General features: G+C 50.4%; 21 protein-coding genes. 6 read left to right on the top strand and 15 right to left on the bottom strand.

The window, feature by feature from the left end; genetic code table 11:
- Positions 1-41 precede the first annotated feature (41 nt).
- The 4 genes from HOK28_20775 to HOK28_20760 form a co-directional block, all read right to left on the bottom strand.
- Complete coding sequence (locus HOK28_20775) at positions 42-1,946, bottom strand: hypothetical protein (protein ID MBT6435542.1); 1,905 nt, start codon at positions 1,944-1,946, stop codon at positions 42-44.
- Complete coding sequence (locus HOK28_20770; GenBank protein ID MBT6435541.1) at positions 1,943-2,911, bottom strand: metal ABC transporter permease; 969 nt, start codon at positions 2,909-2,911, stop codon at positions 1,943-1,945. The genes HOK28_20775 and HOK28_20770 overlap by 4 nt, the downstream gene beginning before the upstream one ends.
- Positions 2,908-3,672: an ATP-binding cassette domain-containing protein gene (locus HOK28_20765; GenBank protein MBT6435540.1), complete on the bottom strand. Its 765-nt coding sequence runs from the start codon at positions 3,670-3,672 to the stop codon at positions 2,908-2,910. Before HOK28_20765 ends, HOK28_20770 begins: the two co-directional genes overlap by 4 nt.
- A gap of 330 nt (positions 3,673-4,002) precedes the next feature.
- A complete protein-coding gene (locus HOK28_20760; protein ID MBT6435539.1) occupies positions 4,003-4,176 on the bottom strand; it encodes a hypothetical protein in 174 nt (57 codons plus the stop codon).
- 163 nt (positions 4,177-4,339) lie between these two features.
- Here HOK28_20760 and HOK28_20755 point away from each other — a divergent pair, with 163 nt between their 5' ends.
- A complete protein-coding gene (locus tag HOK28_20755; GenBank protein ID MBT6435538.1) occupies positions 4,340-4,927 on the top strand; it encodes an azurin in 588 nt (195 codons plus the stop codon).
- An 80-nt stretch (positions 4,928-5,007) separates the two neighbouring features.
- On the opposite strand, the gene HOK28_20750 is transcribed toward HOK28_20755, so the two are convergent.
- Both HOK28_20750 and HOK28_20745 read right to left on the bottom strand, forming a co-directional pair.
- Positions 5,008-5,580: a protease inhibitor I42 family protein gene (locus HOK28_20750; GenBank protein ID MBT6435537.1), complete on the bottom strand. Its 573-nt coding sequence runs from the start codon at positions 5,578-5,580 to the stop codon at positions 5,008-5,010.
- 60 nt (positions 5,581-5,640) lie between these two features.
- Positions 5,641-6,234: a lipocalin family protein gene (locus HOK28_20745; protein MBT6435536.1), complete on the bottom strand. Its 594-nt coding sequence runs from the start codon at positions 6,232-6,234 to the stop codon at positions 5,641-5,643.
- 154 nt (positions 6,235-6,388) lie between these two features.
- Here HOK28_20745 and HOK28_20740 point away from each other — a divergent pair, with 154 nt between their 5' ends.
- Positions 6,389-6,562, top strand: coding sequence for a hypothetical protein (locus tag HOK28_20740; protein MBT6435535.1), 174 nt, complete (start codon positions 6,389-6,391; stop codon positions 6,560-6,562).
- A gap of 18 nt (positions 6,563-6,580) precedes the next feature.
- On the opposite strand, the gene HOK28_20735 is transcribed toward HOK28_20740, so the two are convergent.
- Positions 6,581-7,273, bottom strand: a complete 693-nt coding sequence (locus HOK28_20735) for an HAD hydrolase-like protein (GenBank protein ID MBT6435534.1) — start codon at positions 7,271-7,273, stop codon at positions 6,581-6,583.
- A gap of 114 nt (positions 7,274-7,387) precedes the next feature.
- Between HOK28_20735 and HOK28_20730 the strand changes: the two genes are divergently transcribed.
- Positions 7,388-7,807, top strand: a complete 420-nt coding sequence (locus HOK28_20730) for a hypothetical protein (protein MBT6435533.1) — start codon at positions 7,388-7,390, stop codon at positions 7,805-7,807.
- Between the two features lie 16 nt (positions 7,808-7,823).
- Here HOK28_20730 and HOK28_20725 read toward each other — a convergent pair whose 3' ends face one another.
- The 7 genes from HOK28_20725 to HOK28_20695 form a co-directional block, all read right to left on the bottom strand.
- Positions 7,824-8,588: a beta-carotene ketolase gene (locus tag HOK28_20725; protein MBT6435532.1), complete on the bottom strand. Its 765-nt coding sequence runs from the start codon at positions 8,586-8,588 to the stop codon at positions 7,824-7,826.
- Positions 8,588-9,511, bottom strand: coding sequence for a phytoene/squalene synthase family protein (locus HOK28_20720; protein MBT6435531.1), 924 nt, complete (start codon positions 9,509-9,511; stop codon positions 8,588-8,590). The genes HOK28_20725 and HOK28_20720 overlap by 1 nt, the downstream gene beginning before the upstream one ends.
- Positions 9,508-11,043 carry a phytoene desaturase gene (locus HOK28_20715; GenBank protein ID MBT6435530.1) on the bottom strand — a complete coding sequence of 512 codons (1,536 nt, stop codon included), beginning with the start codon at positions 11,041-11,043 and terminating at the stop codon, positions 9,508-9,510. Before HOK28_20715 ends, HOK28_20720 begins: the two co-directional genes overlap by 4 nt.
- Before the next feature lie 10 nt (positions 11,044-11,053).
- Complete coding sequence (locus HOK28_20710; GenBank protein ID MBT6435529.1) at positions 11,054-12,256, bottom strand: hypothetical protein; 1,203 nt, start codon at positions 12,254-12,256, stop codon at positions 11,054-11,056.
- 1 nt (position 12,257) lies between these two features.
- The gene (locus HOK28_20705; protein ID MBT6435528.1) at positions 12,258-13,394 is read right to left on the bottom strand and encodes a hypothetical protein; all 1,137 of its coding nucleotides are present in this window, start codon (positions 13,392-13,394) and stop codon (positions 12,258-12,260) included.
- A 467-nt stretch (positions 13,395-13,861) separates the two neighbouring features.
- On the bottom strand, positions 13,862-14,644 hold the full coding sequence (locus tag HOK28_20700; GenBank protein ID MBT6435527.1) for a hypothetical protein: 783 nt from the start codon (positions 14,642-14,644) through the stop codon (positions 13,862-13,864).
- 269 nt (positions 14,645-14,913) lie between these two features.
- On the bottom strand, positions 14,914-15,723 hold the full coding sequence (locus HOK28_20695) for an SDR family NAD(P)-dependent oxidoreductase (protein ID MBT6435526.1): 810 nt from the start codon (positions 15,721-15,723) through the stop codon (positions 14,914-14,916).
- A 164-nt stretch (positions 15,724-15,887) separates the two neighbouring features.
- Here HOK28_20695 and HOK28_20690 point away from each other — a divergent pair, with 164 nt between their 5' ends.
- The gene (locus tag HOK28_20690) at positions 15,888-16,343 is read left to right on the top strand and encodes a DUF4442 domain-containing protein (GenBank protein MBT6435525.1); all 456 of its coding nucleotides are present in this window, start codon (positions 15,888-15,890) and stop codon (positions 16,341-16,343) included.
- Positions 16,344-16,355: 12 nt separating this feature from the next.
- On the opposite strand, the gene HOK28_20685 is transcribed toward HOK28_20690, so the two are convergent.
- On the bottom strand, positions 16,356-17,648 hold the full coding sequence (locus tag HOK28_20685; protein ID MBT6435524.1) for a hypothetical protein: 1,293 nt from the start codon (positions 17,646-17,648) through the stop codon (positions 16,356-16,358).
- Positions 17,649-17,862: 214 nt separating this feature from the next.
- On the opposite strand from HOK28_20685, the gene HOK28_20680 reads away from it, so the two are divergent.
- Together HOK28_20680 and HOK28_20675 are read left to right on the top strand one after the other, a co-directional pair.
- On the top strand, positions 17,863-18,459 hold the full coding sequence (locus HOK28_20680) for a TetR/AcrR family transcriptional regulator (GenBank protein MBT6435523.1): 597 nt from the start codon (positions 17,863-17,865) through the stop codon (positions 18,457-18,459).
- A gap of 17 nt (positions 18,460-18,476) precedes the next feature.
- A partial coding sequence (locus HOK28_20675; GenBank protein ID MBT6435522.1) for an alpha/beta fold hydrolase occupies positions 18,477-19,361 on the top strand: 885 nt, incomplete at its 3' end.

Raw genomic sequence — 19,361 nt, 5'->3', positions numbered from 1 at the left:
GATGCTACCACTCTAACAATTCGGTAGCAATTGAGATAGGCTTAAGGTTGTTTATGGTCGTGAGGTTCATGACCTACTCCATCTCCGTGATTATACTCATGCTCATGATTATGCTCATGCGAATGATGATGATGGGCATGATTATGATGAGGGTAACCACAAGCTCCCCCTTCTGCACTAATACTCATCGGTAGACCCGGTACCAGTGCAGCCAAAAACCCTCGTGGCCCGAGTCGCCAAAGACAAGACAGAAAAAGCAACCCAACCAACCCAACGCTGGTTTCTTCCCACCACGTACTGTGTTGGTCAGCCCAAGCGTGAATCTCTGCCCCATGTGTGTCAACCAAGAGCTCATTCACACCCCATCCAAATGCCACCGAAAACCCGAACACTCCAAGAGCGAAGGCCCAAGCTGCACGGCTACCGTGCATCGTTCGCAAGACCCCAAAGGTACTGATGTTGGTAGCTGGTCCGGTCATTAAAAACGCAATCAGGGCGCCTGCTGAAAGACCCTTGTGAAGAAGAACGGCACCCAAAGGCGTTGCGCCCGAAGCACAGACGTAAACGGGTATTCCAACCAAAGCAAAGAGAGGAACTTCAAGCACATCTGGTATAGAACCAAATGCAGCCACTTCCATCACTGGCTCAGCAACCGTTGCGATACCAACTCCCAAAATCACCCAAGGCAAGATATCGTCTACAAACTCACTGAACCCGAAATGAAATGAATTGCGCAGCCTATCTCGAAGAGAACCCATCGGTACCGACTCAGCACCCATATGTTCAATTCCAACAGCACTTTGCTTATCCTCAAAAAAACGGCTTAAAAGCCAACCGACAAGTACTGCAACCAGTGCAGCAACCACTAAACGGGTGATTGCCAAATCGGCTCCCAGAAGCGGAAACGAAAGTAAAAATGCATCCAAGCCAAGCTCTGGGGTCGCAATTAAAAAACCAACCGCTGCCGCAGGCGGAACACCCTTCTCGATGAGACTTCGATAAAAAGGCAGGACACCGCACGAGCAGATGGGGACAGGAATTCCTACCGACACCCCTTTAATCGCTTGTTTAAATCTACCTCCAGAACGAAGAAAATCCATCCAATTCGGCTTAATAAACCCGTGCAGAAGGCCCGCACCTAAAAAGGCCAGTAAGAGCGCGGGCGAAGCTTGCAGCATCAGTGTCCAAAACGTTTCTGATGCTTCGAGTTCTCCATCAAGCGCGATTGACATGGGGTGCAGGCGACCTACCGTCCAAACCACACCTGCCCCGAGCACTGCTCCCACAAGGCCTGATATATTTAGTATATGGCTGTTGCTGTGATACTCTGTCGATGGTGCCGGAGGTGAATCGAGAGCAACGTGTAGAATACTGCCCGCCATCAAGGCCTGGAAGACTGCAATCGATTCAAGCGAAAGGCTTGCCATAAGTGTCTCTCCGGCGAAATAGCCACCGGCAGTTGCAGCCATCATGCCCCCGAGCACACCCATGGCGACTCCAGTACCAAAAGCTCCACGTACCATCCACCAAAGCGTTAACCCCAGTGGGATACGGTGCAGAAGCACACCCACGCCAAGTCCCAAGCCGTGGCCGCCTTCATGGTCGTGATGCGTCTCAACAAGAGCCGCTCCATCCATCAAGCCATGCGTCGCCAAAGCCAACAACGCCAAGATAACCATCACTGGGCGAACGGCCTTGGCTTTGAAGGGCTTGGAAGCGACTTTTTCCAAAAATAGCGGAATGAGAATGCCTATACCACCGGCGACCAATGCTGCCGTACCTGCATCAAGAACAGAATGAGGCAGTAAATGCAGGAAAACCAATCCGAGGACGGCAACCAAGACAAAACCATCCATCGCAGCAATCACGCGTGGCCGAGCCCCGGTCAATTTAATAGTGAGTGGTCCGAGAACCAACGCAACACAACTTCCGAGCAGTAAACTCATGAAGTTTCGCTCCTTGAGTCGTCAGTTGAGCCATGCGGATGATGATGGTGATGATGACCTTGTCCGGCAGAATCGGCGGCCTGTTGCGTTTCACTGGCTGCGGGCGGAAACAACTTCATCAGCCCAAAGCGTAGAAAACTCCCGAACCATACCAAAAGAAGCCCCAAAGCTGTCTGGGACGCGCCCACTGGAAAGCTGTATCGAAAGGCCAAGAAATAACCACCAAAACCCATCACAGCTCCAACCAAAGCAGCTAGGAGCATCGCACGAAAAACGTTTGAGGCCCACTTCACAGCAAACATCGCGGGTAAAATCGTAAAAGAAAAAGTAGGCAACGCCCCTAACGTATGCGTGCTCATGGCAATCATCATTGCCAAGCTCCCCAAGAGCCCCCAGCGTAACCGGCGCGTCGGTAGCCGTTGCACCAGCGCTGTTACGGGGTCGTAAATAATTTCGACAAATCCACGCCAACAAAAAAACTGTAGGATCAAAACGCCTGTTACCACGACTAGAATCGCTAAGAGGTCTTCCGGTAAAACCGCAACCGCGCTGCCAAAAAGCAACGATTGGATGTCCGTCATTTCCTGAGGAATCATCCCACCAATAATCAAGGTTCCCGCAGAACCTGCTACAAAGAGCATACCCAGCATCGCATCGCGATCGACCCTATCCTGCTCATTCAGACGAAATGCCAAAAGCAGGCACATAAAGACGAACGCAATGCCTCCAAGCTCAGGGCTCAACCAAGCGAAAAATCCGCCACCGGTCGCTATCAGAAAATACGAAAAGGCTACACCGAGGCCCGCCACTTGGGAGAGCGCTGCTGTGAGGAACACCATGCGGCCCAGAACAATATAAACACCCAAGAGCCCCAAGGTCATTCCGACCAATACACTAGACCAGACAGCACCTGAGAATAACTCCCATGAGGCAAAGAAGTCACTGAAACTGGGAAGCTCGTTCATCGAAACTCCTCCGGTAACTCAGTGATCCCAAAACGCTCTTCGACCACCTGCTGAATAATGAGACCGAAGTGGTCCCGGCACTCATCGTCATAAGCGATTTCCCGGATATCTCCGTCGATGATCAGATTGTGCTCACGGTCTACCAATAAGCCGTGGGTTGCATACTCAGCAACGAGAGCGATGTTGTGGCACACCATCACAATGGCCAAACCGAGTTCATCCTGCAGCGTCACCAATAAATCAAGAATTCGTCGCTCCGCGTGATAGTCCATGGCGCTCGTTGGCTCATCAAGCACGAGTAGTTTTGGATTTGACATCAAGGCTCGCGCAATGAGCACCCTCTGCTTTTGACCTTCGCTCAAATTTGAAAGCTGCTCATTCAGCAACGAGTTCGTATCCGTAGCCTCAACCACTTTCTTCAAGCGCTCACGAATCTCACGACGGTAAAAGGGATTAACAAAATTCCATCCTTGGAGGGCACCCGCTTCAATAACATCCACGGCTCTCGCCGGAACCGATAAATCAAGACTCGTCCGTTGTGGAACGAAACCGACCGACTCGGTGAGATACGATATGTCTCCGCCGACCAAATCCAATAGGCCCAAGACAGTTTTAACAATGGTAGATTTACCGCTGCCGTTAGAACCCAGCAGTGCCCAGAAATCTTTTTGGTGCACGGTCCAGTTAAAGCCGGGCAAAAGTCCCCGTCCTTGGTACCCGACAACAAGGCCCTCAACTTCCAATGCTCGTGAGTTGCTCATCTAGAAGAGCCCCCATGGCCTCTTCGGCAACGAGAATCGATATGAAGATCACAAGCAGGCAAGCAAGCCTCCAGAAGTAATTTTACGAACGTAATCCATCTCACAAAAAGGACCTCAAAACTGACCAAGTCCTCATATTGTCTCAAGAATTTTCACTGGCAGCATTCCGCCGTCGTCGGCACCAAGACGTAGGCTTCCTACCTTAAATCTACCGGAAGAAAACACCAGAGAGGGCCCCTTCTGCACTTCTTGGACGATTTTCGAAGCTCCTAAGTACATTAAAGTATTAACAATTTATGAACTGGTGAAATGTATTAGGTTAATTGTCACTCATTCCCAAGCTCGGGCATCAAAGACGGCGTTTCCAACCTTGGACGGTGCATCCGCTGGAAAAGAATCAACCTGTGACAAACAGACGTCATAAAGCCCAATCACGACTTGAATCAAGTTCGGGGCGGCGGTTCTTTTGTTGAGAAAAGACCGCGTTTTCCATGACAAAAACATCAAATGCTCCTAAGTGAGCGATAATCAGCGGCTCTTCGAAGCCTCGATACAAAGACAGGATTAAACCAACGTTGACCCAAAGATTCGAGCTTGCTATCAGCCACCAAGCCTCGTCCATCGCTCAGCCGAGCAGAAGAACAGAACTTTTATCAGGAGACTATTTATGTACCGAATCATCCTTTTAGCATCTTGCCTACTTCTCGTTACCGCCTGTGCAAAAAAAGAAGAAGCGAAAGCACCCGCAGCACCAGCGAAAGCTGAAGCAGCAGCACCTGCAAAGGCAGAAGCTCCGGCCAAACCTGCAGAGCCTGCTAAACCAGCTGCACCAACCGGCGAAAAACCAACCGACCCAACCGCAATTGTTGACGACGGTAAAGTCGTTACCGTTCAGCTCGAAGGCACCGACCAGATGAAGTACAACTTCACACGAATCGATGTTGCTGCTGGACGCACAGTGAAGCTAACTCTAACTCACTCCGGTAAAATGGCGAAAAACGTTATGGGCCACAACTTCGTTCTTCTTAAGAAAGACACGGACGTAGTCGCTTATGCAACAAGCGCGATTGCTGCTAAAGCCACAGATTTTATTCCAGCCGACGGCGCGGATAAAGTATTGGCACAGACCAAGCTTCTCGGAGCTGGCGAGTCTGACACCATTGAGTTTGCGGCCCCGGAAGCAGGAACCTACGTGTTCATCTGTACGTTCCCAGGTCACTACACCATGATGAAGGGTATTCTCGTAGTAGAATAACTCAAGGGTAGCGAAAACGAGAAAGCCACCTCATACTCCCGTATGAGGTGGCTTTTTTTTTAGAACTTCAAGGTGCTGAGTCAGTCAACAACCGTTACATCAAATGTCCAAGTGTCAGCCGGCGAGTCTGGTTCCCAAGAACGAGCATAGTGAAGCAAAACGCTTGTTGATCCAGTGCCCACGGCTCGAAAAATATATACTTGAGTTCCACCAGAACCCACGCCTCCGCTCTCTCCTGGCCCCACATACTCGCTTGAGGCAACCACCAACACATTCTCATCCATTCCCGGTTGCACGGTCCACTCGTACCCCGTGCTTGCATTGGCAACGAGTTCTAATCGCCACTCATCGCCGACCTTCAGCGCATCCAAATCTTCTTCAGAAACCGAGTCGTCGCCCGGCTCTGAGTTTGTATCGGTATCGGTATCGGTATCGGTGTCTGTGTCATTTTCGGCATCACCCTCAACTTCGTCGCCAGAAATTGTATCGGAACCCGATTCATCGTTCGTGTTGTCGCCGGTTTCAACTCCTGCGTCATCCTCTGTCTGGTTATTCTCGGTGGTGCCGGAGTCGGTCGCAGAACTTCCGCAGCCAGTTGCGACCAAAAGTATTACCGATATTCCTAAAGCTAGCCCTATTCGAATCGAAGCCATGTTCATCCCTTTGCAGAAGTAGAAAGAGAGCATAACCTCAAGCTCAGATGATTACCAAAGTCATGGCTGAACCGCTTTCGGATTATCCGTGGAGCCAAGTGCTGGTGCCTCTATTGCGGGTATTTTCGGCCATATTTGCGGGACCCGCTGGACTCGAGAGAGGTCGTAACCCTGGCGCCGTAAATTAGCGTTAATCTCTTCCCACACGCCATCGCTCAAGGCCGGCGAGCGTGCCATCACCCAAACGTAGTCGTGGTTTGGTCCAGCAATAATCGTATATCCATGGTCGTCACTGAGCCCGATGATTAGGTAGGCCAACTTAAACGGCCAGAGAAACTGCACCTTCCACTCTGCATTGGTCTTCGTATCCTCGATAAAGCCTTTTGGCTTATAGATTTGCAGTTCTCCGTCGACACTGTCTTCGTAAAATTTAAACGTGATGTCGATGTCACCATCTTCACGCATGGCATAGCTTTCAATGGCGTTTACCGCTCCCTCTTCAATACTGGTTGGGATATTGGCCAGCACGTACCAATCCCCCATAAACTTCTCCAGGTTCACTGAGTCGACAGTTTGGAACGCAGATCGGTCGAAGTGGATACAGCCACTGGGAAGCACTGTAAGTAGAATGATAATCGATAGGATGTGTTTCATAATCTAACTTGGGCACATCAAGGTAGAAAAACAATACGTGAACAAAATATAGCTAATAAAATCAACAACACAGAAAATAAGTTGGGTGTCTCCCCTGTTCAAAACAGAAAGCGGCACACTAGTTAGGGATTAGTATTAGTTTGAAAGGTACATCATGTTTGGATTTTTTAAGAAAGACCCCGCCGGCAAGCTGGAAAAAGAAATTATGAAGAAGATGGCTATTTCGGTTGAGTTTCAGCGCAATGGCAAGATCAAGGAGTTTGCGGAAGCGAGTAAAGAGATATCCGACTTACAAGACGAACTCGATGCACTTCGGGCCGGTAGCTAAACCAACCTAGCCGAGCTCTCACTCCCATATGGTTGACCAGAATCGGTCATAGGCAGTGAGGTCGTCTATTACGAGTTCAGCGCCGCATTCGTCTAGCTCAGCCGAACCCTTGGCCGAATTTGTACGCACCAACACAACCTTGGCACCATGATGCTTCGCTGCTCGGTGATCGCGGATGGTGTCGCCAATGATCCAGGTTTCCTCGGGCTTGAAGTCATGCCCAGATAACTGCTTCGCCCTCTCCCATGCCACAGGAACCAAATCTTCGCGCTTGATGGCGTCACTGCCATACGCTCCAAACTCGAAGTCGTCCCACAAGTTATGATGAGCCAACTTAAGCTCGGCCGCAGCCTCCACGTTGCCCGTGAGAAGCCCTTGTAAGCACATTCCTTGTCCCTTGGGTACGGTTAGTATTTCGGGCACACCTGGCAGCAGCCTGGAGCTTTCAAAGCCTTCCATATTTGCGCGCATGATTTCGACGTAGTCCCGAAGGACCTCGTCTATCTCGCCTGGCTGGGCCTTGTGACCAAAGTGGTCAAAAATTCCTTGAACGATGCCCGGATCTGTCATTCCATGAACAACCATCGCTGAGCCCATATCACTCCAGCCATAGCGTTTATTAAAATAATTTTTAAGCGCTTTGGAGCCAGCATTTCCGCCTAGAATCAATGTTCCATCGATATCCCAGAGTAAAAGTCTTGATTTTTCCATGTTAATCCATTCAATCTAAAGCGTTCCCCATAAAGTGGGTCTGACAAGAGCAAGAGTCAACCACCTTTTCACCGGTATTGCTCATAGTTGCGCTGATTCAAAAGGAGTCTAGACATGGAACCTAGATGGATGTTGTTGCCGATGTTTGCCCAAACCCTTCTAACCTTCGGGGTCATGCAATTAGCTCGCACCCGACGCTTTAAAGCCGTAAAGGGCGGGAAAGTAAGCGGTGCCTACTTCAAAACGATGGAGGGTCCTAAGCCGCCACGTGAAGTACTGCAAAGCGACCAGCTGGTTCTTAACTTTTTCGAAACACCCATCTTATTTTACGTCGTTTGCCTCGCAGCGATGGTTCTCAATTTGGTGGACCCCATCCTTCTCGGGCTTGGTACCACCTTTGTCTTGGTTCGTACTTGGCATGCTCAAGTGAAATTAACACACAACAAGCTAGGCAAGCGTGCCCTCGTGTTTATCATTTCGCTGCTGGTCATTTCGCTTATGTGGGTTTGGCTGCTGGCCCTTGCGTTCGCTTGAGTATATTATACTTAAGCTAAGAAGCGTCCGTAGGATTTAACGAAGTGACCCCGAGTTCTTTTGCCTCACCACGAATACTGGGAAGTCCCCACCAAGGGACCCAAGGATAGCGATGGTGCTCAAGATGGTATCCAAAGTGGTAGCAGGTCAGGAAAGAATAGACCGGACCCCATTGAGTGGAGCGCGCCCGGTGTTCGTCAGCGAAAATTTCCGCCTCAACCCGGTGTGGTCGGTAAGTTCCAAAATAGAAGAGCTGCACGGCGCTTAATATCGCTGGTACCGCCCAGAACAAGACGACAGATACCGGATCAAGACCGATTAAAAGCAGAGCCACACACATTGCAAAGATTCTCGTTAGCTGTGCGACTGAGCAATAACCAATCATAAAGGTGAAGAACCATCGGAAAAATCCATGGTCGTAGCTATTGGCAAAATCGGGATCTTCGAGTGTACCCGACAGATTATGATGCTTGTGATGCTCTTGAAGGAGATTCCTATAGGAAAAACCGGCGTACAGCGCCACCGCAACGGCACCAAAGGCATGATTTACCTTTGAAGATTTTGGATAGAGGGTGCCGTGCATCGCATCGTGGGCACTTATAAAAAGCCCCACATTGAGAAAGGTTCGTAGCCATATTGCAAAAGGGATCCACACGATGTCATTGATGCTCAGGGGGCGTGTAACGAAAAAGCACAGCGTCGCGGTCCATCCAAGAAAGATGAGTCCTGCCGCAAGTAATCCACGATTACCCACATCAATATTAAAGCGAGAGTGAACCATTAGCGCGCGCTACAGCCTGGCATGCCCTGAAGGTTACGATGCAATTCTGCACGGTGATTAACATATGGCTTTGAGAGTAATGTTTTAAACGCGCCGAAGATTCCGTGCCCGACCCAAAAAACTTTCTCGTACCAGCTAACGACGACTCGTCCGGCCATCGCGTCAAACTTACGACGCGCAAGCTTTACACCAATCGCTCTATACGTTCGGCTTGCAACAAAGATTGCCAGCCTGGAACGCCATGGAATAAACCGCATACCACGCTCAGCGCTCACGTAATAACGTTCACCAAGCCGGTAAAGCCATTCAACGGCCTCGGCCAGTTTTTCTCGGTCGGCGGTTCCATCAAGTACCTGAGCAGACGTTATCCCTACGCCATCAAGCACTTGTGCCGGAATATAGACCCGTCCGCGGCCCGCATCCTCATGCACATCACGCGCGATGTTTGTTAACTGCATCCCGATGCCCAGATCTACAGCGTGCGGCAAGGCACGCTTGTCCTTGACCTGTAAAACTTGGCACATCATCAAGCCAACTGTACCGGCTACTCTGTAGCAGTAGGTGAGTAGCTCAGCGGGAGTTTGTAGAATTTGCTCTCCCAAGTCGGAGCGCACACCTTTAATAAGCTCGAATGCCGGCTCTAAAGAACCACCATCTCGTTCCATGACTTCGGCAAAGCCAGCTACCAACGCTGTCGGTGTTACATCCTCGCGTAATTCAGCCTCAAGCTGCTTAACGCCCTCGGTCGCAAGTTCTTCGTTCTCTGCTTCATCAACCACATCGTCGACCAGGCGACAGAAAGCATAAGTAATCGCTGCTTCATCGTGAGTGCCGGCCGGTAAAAACCAAGCGCCCCATCGAAAGGAGCGAGCGTGGTGTGCAAGCACATCTCGGCTCGCGACAGCTAGATTACCTTCTGTCATGCCGACGCTCGAACTGGACTAACAATTCGGCTCGCCGGTGGAATATCCAGCTTATGAGCAGGTTCAGGCAAAACACGGTCCAGAACTTTTGCAGAGCATAGAACACCGGGCAGTCCAGCGCCTGGGTGTGTATTCGCCCCGCAAAAGTAAAGTCCACCCACGTCTGGTGACTTATTGTGGAAACGAAAGTATGCCGATTGACGTAGAATTGGCTCAACGCCAAACGCCGCTCCATCTTTCGACCGCAGCGGTCCTTCGAAGTGCCGTGGATCAATGTGAAAGCTTGTCTTGAGCTTGGCTTTAATACCCGGCAACTCTCCTTGGTCCAGATAATCCATTATCTTTTCCATGTACTGAGGTGCAGTTTCTTCCCAATTGATACCACTCTTTTGATTCGGCACCGGCGACAAGACATAAAATCCTTCGCCACCTTCTGGGTCCAAGCTCTTGTCAGTCCAAGCTGGACGATGCAAATACAGCGAAAAGTCATCTGCCAAAGTCCGCTTGTTGAAGACTTCATTGAGAAGCTTCTTATAACGAGATCCGAGTAAGATAGTGTGGTGCGCGGTGTCTTTCCAGCTTCCCTCAGCTCCAAAATACGCAACGAAGAGGCTCATGGATTGACGCTTTCGATTCACACTTCGATCGGTGTGCTTCTTGCGGTGCTTAGCATCAATGAGTTTGGTGTAAACTACCGCTGGGTCGGCATTACTTACGACCAAGTCGCAATTAATAGTGGACCCGCCTGCCAACCGAACCGCCTTAGCTTTACCGTCGATAACGTCGATGTGCTCAACCGGGCTATTGAGTTTAACCTCAATCCCAATTTCATCCATCAGGCGTCCCATGGCCGCAACCAACGCACCCATTCCGCCCTTTGGAAACCATACGCCCCATTTTCTCTCCAACCAGTGGATTAGAAGATAGATAGACGGGCAATTGAATGGATTACCACCAATCAAGAGCGGCTGAAACGTAAAGACCTGACGTAGCCGTGGATCTTTGATGTATGAAGCAACGGCTCCGTAAACACTGCGGTAGTTCTTCAACCGTATCATGTGGGGGGCAGCCCGCATCATTTCGCCCACTGTATCGAACGGCACGTCTGCAAGCTTTGTATAACCAATATCGAAAATTTCTTCTGAATGCTTCGCCAGACGACGGTAGCCGTCTACATCCTGTGGACTCAGCTTTTCAATTTGAGACAGGATTCTCTCCTCGTCTCCAACATAATCAAAGCTATTGCCGTCATCGAACTTAACCCGGTAATACGGATCAACCGGCTGCATTTCATAATAATCTTTCGGGTCACGGCCGACGAGCCGAAACAATTCGTCGAAAAGATAGGGAGCGGTCACAACCGTTGGACCTGCATCGAAACGAAATCCCTCGCTTGTCCATGTTGACGCCCGGCCTCCAAGCTGGTCATTCGCCTCTAGAAGCGTTACCGCATAACCCCGTGCACGTAGACGAATAGCTGCGGCCATCCCGCCCATTCCCGAACCAATTACCACTGCATGTTCTGTGCTCATTACATTACTCCTAAATCGAAACGTGTGAAGGTTCTATGATCTGCGTTGGAGAGACGAAGCTTTGGTGCATTGCCTCTTTCACAAATGGCCAAACCGGCATGGCTCGCATCACATCCAAAACATCAGACGGCGTGCCTACATTGCTTAAAAAACGAACAAGCGCGTCTGAGTCGACGTGCTCAAAAAGTCGAAGGAAAATATCCGGTGCCTGCTCCGGTGCTCGGTCTAAATAAGCCAACAAAACTGAATCAAGCCAGTTTAGGCCCTTCCCGCGTAAGGCCGGAACGTTGGTCCGTGGCTTCATCAACCAATCTATATGCTCAACGGCAAAACGCCCCGTCGCATGAAAGCAATAACCCGTGGCCGGTCTTACAAAGCCACCCGGTGTGCCGAGAAGATGCCACGCTGGATTTTTAGGTGGAACAATCGTAGCTGGCGACATAGGCACGACGCCCCGCTCCACTCGGATAATCTCAGCATTTTCGAGAGTCTCGGCATCCACATCGAACCTCTCACACAGGTAGTCCCTGATGTAAGATTCGTATTCGGCATGCTCAAGAACTGTGGGTGAGAAAAACGTAGATTCTACCAAGGCTTCGTTTTTGGAAAACGGAAGCACATACATAAAATGTAAACCCTTATCCTGCGGAACATCGAAATCCATGAGAGTTACGGTTGTTTCATCAAATACGGGTCTGTCGAAGCGAAGGTGCCAGCCAACAAAATGCTGAAGAGTTCCCGCAGCTTCAATGAGCGACTGACGCGGTCTTGTATCAAATACCCACCGGGCATCGAACGATGTCTTATCAGTGTAAACTCGGGCGCCTTGCTCGTCCCCATCCGTAACATTTAAGGCCCGGCTCTGAAGTAGCACTTCAGCACCTGAATGCTTTGCAATGTTAGTGAGGGCGTTCTGGTAGAAAGCATCAGCAGGCACGTAGGAGTAACTGTAGTTCTCTGATTCAACCACTGCAGTTCTGCCACCAGATCGCACGGACCAGCGCTTCCAGCGATGCTTCACGGCTTGGTCAGCTTCGATTGGCGCAACATCCCAGTAGCAAAATGTACGGTCGTGGCCATAGTCTTCGCGTGGCTCAACAACTACCAAGCGTTCACCCTCTTCAAGCCGAGGCGCCAGTGCAGATGCTACAGTAAGCCCCGCCATACCTCCGCCTAAGATGGCGTAGTCTACATGATGCTTGGTTTCGGACATTTCAGCTTATACCGCCGCGATTTTCTTTAATGCGTGATTCTGAATTTGTTGGACGCTCTACAGGGCCGATAAGCTTCCCAAAAAGACGCTTACAAAGCATCGACACTTCAACCGGGGAATCATTCAGGTACCGAAATCCCATATCCATGAGTCCGTCGACCGTGTCGCGCACTTCATCAAAGGCGCGACTGTTCAAAATTTCTTGGACCCAAAATGCGACTTGATTTTCGCGTTCCTCGCGTGGGCTTTTTAGAAAGCGTTCAAGGCTCTGCCGCTGCTCCGCCGAACCATCGCGGTAATACACCACCACGGGCAAGGTCGCCTTACCTTCAACGAGGTCGGCTCCGCCGTCGCCGCGTCCCTTGTCGCCTAACAGGTCAATGAGGTCGTCTCGGAGCTGATAGGCGCCGCCCAAACACTCCAAGCCTGACCGAATAGCTGCACACTCTCGCTGGCTTCTTCCTGCAACGGCACAAACGGCCTCCAGTGGGAATGCCAAGAGCGGAGCTGTCTTTCCAGCGGCCATGTCGATGTAATCAGAAGTTGTTGCGTTTAGGTTCGTTTTGGCTTCGTTTTCAATAGCCTGGCCGCGGACTGTATCGCCGACGGCTTTTGCCAGTGAGCGCGCCAATTGACGGGTGGTCGTGGCTGATACGTCAACAGACAAAATCACATCGTACGCTTGGTTGATGAACCAGTCACCTAAGGTGATAGCCAACTCAGGACTGTAGGCCACCCAAACTGCTTTTCGGCCCCGCCGCATCGTGTCCTGGTCTTGCAAGTCGTCATGTACCAGCGAAGCTTCATGTAGGAGTTCACAAGCTGCGGCGATTTTTACAACCGTATTTAGGTCGGTTTGAAATGCGTGACCTAGGGCAAGCGCCATCCGCGCGCGGAGACGTTTAGCTGTTCCACCGAGTTGATACTTGGCAGCCTCTCCCAGAACACCGGGTGCTTGAGCCGCGTTAAGCATGGCGCTGGTCACTTGACCCAGTGATTCGTCGGCCTGGCGCCAAGAGTCGGCGATCTTCTGTGCAGAGGGCTTTGAACGGCGTGGTGCGGCTCGTTCGATCATATTGATGTTAAACTGTCCTGACGGGGTGGGTGATCCTGTCGGGAATGCTTCTACTAATTTCATCCTCGGGGCTCCTGGTGCTGGTTCATCGACGGGGGCACGTCTCTGATTCAGTCTTCGATCCGGCTTCTTGCGGACACAAGAAGATAGGTACGCCCTACAGGTTTTCAAGTAGAGTTTCAGGAAAGATTCGAGCCTTTTCACGAGGGAAATTGAGGCGGGATGAAGAACTCATACCAAAGATTGAAAGTAGAATCCCTTACTATTCACTTGCAAGGGATTCCCGCCATGGAATTCACAGAAATCAATGTGTAACACACTCAACTCAGGAGATCGTCGCGTGCAGAAAAATACGAACGCTCAGGCCTGACCCCGTTTTACCGCCATAGAAGGCGGCTTGGAGACTTCAGAAAGTCTGATAGCTCCTACGTCCAAGAACAAGATTAACTGGAATTTCCGCGAATCCGTCGAACTTCAATCAGGGCTGGCTATCTGGAAAGGCCCAAGAATGACGCCGAGGCGCAACGGACTCAATCTGTCTTGTGAGAGTGATCCGCCCCGAGGGCGCGCATAAAAGAAGTCGCAACCTTCACGCCTTTGGCATCATGGGAGTTCCAAACAATCTCGTATACTTTTTCCATCAACTCGTTCTGAGTATCGGAGCCAACATCAACTAAAATCGCTCGAAACAATTTATTGAATGAATCCTCGCCAAAGGTCCACTTATCATCACGCCGTGAAAGCGTGGGCAGGTCATCAACGTCTTTGAGTTGGTCGTTGATAAAGCGAATCATCCATTCACGACGAGCATCGAAATCTTCAAACTTCATAACCATCTTCGATAGGAGATAGGTCAAAACTTTAAAGCCAGTGGTATCATGGACCACTTTGTCTTTCAGGCCTACTGGCGTGTAATCCTGACTCTGAAGATGCGCAGTTAACGATTTACAACGTCCACGGCATTTAAAAACCGTCTCCTCGCCGCAAAGCATATCAACCGCTTTTTCAAAGGCAGGTATCATGCCCCTCGGTATCGCCTCTCGGGATACTTCAACACCGTCATCAATCACATCCGCAAAAGGTGCAATCAAAAGCTTAGTAAACCCTGCACTGGGCGGCTCTCCTTGCGGGGCGGCGCTCTGGGGCTTGGCCTTAAAAGCTCGCACCACGGCATGAATCTCTTTTGCGCCCAACGGCTTTCCGCCATCCTTAACGGCGGTTAAAAGAGCTTTCTCTAATGCATTGATTGCGTTTACGACCGTGTTGGCTGTTCTGCCCGAACCGGCTCCTGGGCTTCCACTTCGACCCTTCATCCTGATGCTGCTCCGTCTAACTTATTCGACCCTACTCACTCGGCTTATTCAGCCATCCCCATAATAGCGATTATTTAGAGGAAGAAAAATAGGCAGGGCAGACTCAAATAAAGTTTGCGCCATTTTTTTTAAAGCTCTTGGAGCAGCCCTCCCCTCCGGTTTTGGAAACCCTTGATAAATTTAGCAATTTTCAAGCGGCTTTGTCACGGCATTATGTAGGTAAGAAACCTACGACTGACATGAAATTTTTTCAAAAAAGTTCCCGAGGTCTATTTTCGCTTCGGCAAAGCGAACCGGCGCTGAAAAAATCCAGGAAAAAGCCGCTTGAAACGCCATAGCAAACGCGCTTCCATCATAGGCACCACATAGAGTTTACCGGAGAAAACTGAGCTGAGAGCAGCTGCCGCTACCTCTGGGGCCTGTACCTTGGACCGGTCCATCAACTTGTCGACTAAAGCGCGCACCTTGGGAGGTTGGTCGCCTCTTCCCGATTTCATAATATTTGTCCGAAAAAAGGACGGGCAAACCACACTGACCCCGATCCCACTGTGTGCCAATTCTGCGTAGAGCGTCTCAGACAACGATACGACGGCCGCCTTGCTAATATTGTAGGGCCCCATCTTCGGAGCTGACGCTAAACCGGCAAGAGATGCGATATTGATGATTGCTCCTTTGCCGTTGGCCTTCATATCCGGAATGAATGCTCGGCAACCGTAGACGACTCCCCAGAGGTTAATTCCCATCACCCATTCCCAGTCTTCAAGGGAGACTTTCTCAAGAGAACCTCTTACTCCAACCCCGGCGTTGTTGACCACTAGATCAACCGAGCCCAGCCATTCATGGGCCTTCAGAGCCAAGCGTTCCACCTCTTCCCATTTTGAGACGTCTGTGGCAACAAATAGACACTCGGCTCCTAAGTCTTGAGCCAACCTCATGGTTTCGCGAGCACCTTCTTCATCAATGTCTGCTACAACGAGACGTGCTCCAGGGCTTGCGAGTTTCACGCAAAATGCCCGGCCCAGCCCACTGGCGCCACCTGTAACCACGGCTTTAACTTCTTTTGGTATCTTTGACTGCATACGGAAGGATTACCCATTTATGGCGAACACTTCCAGTCTTCTCGGCAACACCTAGGATTTTGTAGGCACTTCGAAGTACCCGTTCAACTATTGTTACAAGTTCAGGCTCTACACGCTTTGCATATTGTCGTATTGTTCTTCCACAAGATAACCAAGAGGTAATTATGGCCGATTTCGATGCTTCATCCTTCCCGGATTCTCTGCAAATACCTTGGGCAAAGTTCCTCGGAGCAACCATCGCAGGGCATAGCCCCAACACCTTATCCCTTAAGCTGGATCCCAAACCTGAACATTTAAATCATACCGGTTCAGTAAATGCTCCCATTCAATGGGGTGTTGGAGAAGCCGCAGCGGTTAGTATCGTCTTAGGGCACATTCTTCCCTACCTGAAGAGCACACACATTACAGTTAAGGGCGCCACACTCGATTACGTGAGGCCCGCCTGGGGTGCCGTCATCGCCAAAGCAGAAATCGAACCAGGGGCCGTGTCTGAAATCATTGAAGCTGCAAAAAACGGAAACTCGATGGATATCCCCGTCAAAGTCACCAATTACGATAAAGAAGAACGGGTGGTCATGAATGCCCAAGCAACTGTAGCCATACGCCCGGCCCGAGCTTAACTCAGAATCGAACTAAACCTTGTGGGCATAAACGATGGATTCGAATAAATCCTTACCACTGTTCCGGCGCCGAAATCTTTCAACGCCGTCTACACCGTAGCCCAGACCTTCAAAAAGTCGTGCCAAGAGGGTATCGGTTTCGATGTACACACCTTTGAGCCACGAGTTACCAACGACGTAAGCTATCTTGGCCTTGTTACGCAAAAGTGGGTCCATGGCGATTAGCTGCCTAGCAAGTAAGTTAAAATATTTCATCAAGTAGTTAGCCATCAGATTGTCGGTCTCGCGGATACGTTCGGCGAGCGGAGATATCAGCAGGTCGATAATGGGATAAGCTGGCTCGATTACCCCTTTTTTAAGGCGTGTTGTAGCCGCGCCCCAAGTTCCACCAACAGTCTGGTTATCGAGTATCCCCGCTTCATTCTTCGCAGTGATGTAATCCAACATGTACAGATGAGGTCGCGTGTTCCATACATAGCTATAACGGTTGGGGTACGGAGGCGAGGTGATAACTAAATCCGCCCGCCAATCATAATCCTGAGGATCAAGCTTTGTGCTATCGGCACGGTAAACTTTTTGTTTCGTAACTCTCTTCTCTGGTTCAAGCTCGTCGAGGTCAGCAATCATCAACTGCACGCGTTCCTCAAAGGTTTTCCATACGTTAATCTCGTCATGGTCACGGTCTACAAAATGCAGTTGCAGCCGTCCCAAAGTGACATTCGTTAAATCAGGAACAAGAACCGCGGCAAGCGCAAGCTTAAAGAAATCACGTTCTCCCTCTTGGGCGAGGCGACCTGAGCTTATCGATTGCTTAAGGATCAGAAGGTCTTTAAGAACATCCTTGCGCCACCACCGCTCCACTCGGTGAATCGGTGGCATCTCTAATTTGGCTTCCTCGAAGCTCAACCCTTTTAAACGACGGCGACTTTTTTGGAACCGGCGCTTTAAACGGCCCAATGCGATGCGAAGACTTTCAGGATTATGTTGCCACATGAGGCTCTGCTGCCCGACGAATTGCAAAATGGGATTTATCTCTATCCCGTACGCTTCAAGGCCCTGTCGCTTGCATTCAATCGGTGTGGTTCCTGCGCCACAAAAAGGGTCAAGAACAATGGATTTACCTGTAGCACCTAACTTACCAAGAAGATGCTGAACCAAGTGAGGGCCGAAACTGGGCGTAAGACGGAACCAGCGATGAAAGCCCAAATGCTTGCCACCTTTGTAGGTCGATTTCCGAACGGGAATAGATACCTCATGAACGGACCATGAGGTTTCAGAGGGCAAATCTTGTGTTTCGAGTGCCACAGCATGTCTCCATCGGCTTGTTTTCTACGCTGGCTTTGACTGCCTCGACAACTATGGATGGTTCTCCCCGTACATCCCATACAAGCTAAGCCTCTAATAAGATTAAGCTTTATCATACTCACGCCGTTCATCAAGGGATACCATTCAAATCGGCTTGACCAATCGGCACCCAGCTGTCACAATAAAAGCACGACCGTTCGCACGGAAAGAGACCATGAGTAAAGGCAACCAAACCAAACAAAGTATTTTAGAAGAAGCGCTGCGCCAAGCGGGGCGTACCGGATTGAGCGGCCTAAGTATTGGAGGTCTCGCCAAAGATGTTGGCATGTCGAAGAGTGGACTCTTCGGGCACTTTGGCTCCAAAGAAGGTCTTCAGATCGCTATCCTCAACCAGGGCTCAAGTTGCTTTATCAGTGAGATTGTTCGGCCAGCCATCCGGATGCCCCGCGGTATTCCAAGACTAAGAGGACTCTTTCAAAACTGGCTTGATTGGTCGGAAAGTAAAGAGCGTGAAGGTGGTTGTGTGTTTGTTTCAAGCACTTCTGAATTTGATGACCGCCCAGGACCTGTTCGCGAGGTACTGGCCAGCCTCATTGCTGACTGGATTGTAACTTTGCGAAAAGCCGCGGCAATATCTGTGGACCAAGGTCATTTCCGGCAAGATGTTGATCCCGACCAATTCGCCTACGCCATGCACGCTTACATGCTCGAGTACAATGTTCGCGCTCGCCTCTTTCGCGATACCAAGGCGCGAGCACAAGCAACTCTAGCCTTCGAAAACCTCCTCCAGTCCTCCCGCACACTTACGTAAATGAAAGTGAAATCATCATGACCCAATCAGCACGCCAAAGAGAAAAAAGCACGACCGTTCGAACGGAGAAGAGAAACCGTGAACGGATCATCCGGGCGCGCCGTAAACGCGCAAACCAGGCAGCTAGGATTGTAAGTTGGCTCAGTGACAAACGGCCTGTGGAAACCGCCCAACTCGCAGAGCTTTTATGGTCCCTACCGAGACGGAGCGAACGGCCTGGTCGTGAAGTAAAGTGGCTAGATTCGGGTATTTCTCAATCCGTCCCGTCAGGGATGGGAAACCTGAAGGCATGGGTTTGGGGAACAGGTCCGACGGTTCTTTTGGTTCACGGCTGGGACGGGCGCGGTAGCCAACTCGGCGCATTCATAAAGCCGTTGGTCGACTCTGGCCACCGAGTCGTCACATTCGACTCACGTGGTCACGGCGACTCATTCGGTAAACGAGCATCACTCGTCAGCTTTGCCGATGCAGTCACCGCAATGGCGCGACACTTTGGTCCCTTGCACGGAATCATCGCACATTCATTCGGTGCCGCAGGCACGATGTATGCTTTACGCAGTGGTCTTCATGTTCCACGGGTTGTATTTCTCGGTCCCGTCAACGCCAGACATGGTGCAGACAGGTTCGCACGATTTCTAAAAATCAGCCCTGAGTGTGCAGACATTTTTAAGGGCCAAGTTGAAAAGAGAATGGGCCACACCTTTGAAATCCTGAAAGGCACCGCGCTTCAAAATGAGATTCGTCCAGATCTCTTGATTTATCATGATGAAGAGGACCTTTTTGTTCCCGTCACGGATGCAGAGGAAATCACCTTAAAATGGCCTGACGCAAAACTCGTAAAAACCCGGGGGCTCGGTCACCACCGCATTCTTCGAGATCCCAATATCATTGATGCATCCATC

This window comes from Deltaproteobacteria bacterium, from assembly GCA_018668695.1.
Lineage (GTDB): Bacteria > Myxococcota > XYA12-FULL-58-9 > XYA12-FULL-58-9 > JABJBS01 > JABJBS01.
The sequence above is the reverse complement of the archived record's forward strand: the minus strand, read 5'-3'. Positions and strand labels throughout refer to the sequence as shown.

Excerpts from the sequence above, each read along its gene's own strand:
- HOK28_20775 (MBT6435542.1), bottom strand. The coding sequence starts at position 1,946 with ATGAGTTTACTGCTCGGAAGTTGTGTTGCGTTGGTTCTCGGACCACTC.
- HOK28_20770 (MBT6435541.1), bottom strand. The coding sequence starts at position 2,911 with ATGAACGAGCTTCCCAGTTTCAGTGACTTCTTTGCCTCATGGGAGTTA.
- HOK28_20765 (MBT6435540.1), bottom strand. The coding sequence starts at position 3,672 with ATGAGCAACTCACGAGCATTGGAAGTTGAGGGCCTTGTTGTCGGGTAC.
- HOK28_20760 (MBT6435539.1), bottom strand. The coding sequence starts at position 4,176 with ATGTTTTTGTCATGGAAAACGCGGTCTTTTCTCAACAAAAGAACCGCC.
- HOK28_20755 (MBT6435538.1), top strand. The coding sequence starts at position 4,340 with ATGTACCGAATCATCCTTTTAGCATCTTGCCTACTTCTCGTTACCGCC.
- HOK28_20750 (MBT6435537.1), bottom strand. The coding sequence starts at position 5,580 with ATGGCTTCGATTCGAATAGGGCTAGCTTTAGGAATATCGGTAATACTT.
- HOK28_20745 (MBT6435536.1), bottom strand. The coding sequence starts at position 6,234 with ATGAAACACATCCTATCGATTATCATTCTACTTACAGTGCTTCCCAGT.
- HOK28_20740 (MBT6435535.1), top strand. The coding sequence starts at position 6,389 with ATGTTTGGATTTTTTAAGAAAGACCCCGCCGGCAAGCTGGAAAAAGAA.
- HOK28_20735 (MBT6435534.1), bottom strand. The coding sequence starts at position 7,273 with ATGGAAAAATCAAGACTTTTACTCTGGGATATCGATGGAACATTGATT.
- HOK28_20730 (MBT6435533.1), top strand. The coding sequence starts at position 7,388 with ATGGAACCTAGATGGATGTTGTTGCCGATGTTTGCCCAAACCCTTCTA.
- HOK28_20725 (MBT6435532.1), bottom strand. The coding sequence starts at position 8,588 with ATGGTTCACTCTCGCTTTAATATTGATGTGGGTAATCGTGGATTACTT.
- HOK28_20720 (MBT6435531.1), bottom strand. The coding sequence starts at position 9,511 with ATGACAGAAGGTAATCTAGCTGTCGCGAGCCGAGATGTGCTTGCACAC.
- HOK28_20715 (MBT6435530.1), bottom strand. The coding sequence starts at position 11,043 with ATGAGCACAGAACATGCAGTGGTAATTGGTTCGGGAATGGGCGGGATG.
- HOK28_20710 (MBT6435529.1), bottom strand. The coding sequence starts at position 12,256 with ATGTCCGAAACCAAGCATCATGTAGACTACGCCATCTTAGGCGGAGGT.
- HOK28_20705 (MBT6435528.1), bottom strand. The coding sequence starts at position 13,394 with ATGAAATTAGTAGAAGCATTCCCGACAGGATCACCCACCCCGTCAGGA.
- HOK28_20700 (MBT6435527.1), bottom strand. The coding sequence starts at position 14,644 with ATGAAGGGTCGAAGTGGAAGCCCAGGAGCCGGTTCGGGCAGAACAGCC.
- HOK28_20695 (MBT6435526.1), bottom strand. The coding sequence starts at position 15,723 with ATGCAGTCAAAGATACCAAAAGAAGTTAAAGCCGTGGTTACAGGTGGC.
- HOK28_20690 (MBT6435525.1), top strand. The coding sequence starts at position 15,888 with ATGGCCGATTTCGATGCTTCATCCTTCCCGGATTCTCTGCAAATACCT.
- HOK28_20680 (MBT6435523.1), top strand. The coding sequence starts at position 17,863 with ATGAGTAAAGGCAACCAAACCAAACAAAGTATTTTAGAAGAAGCGCTG.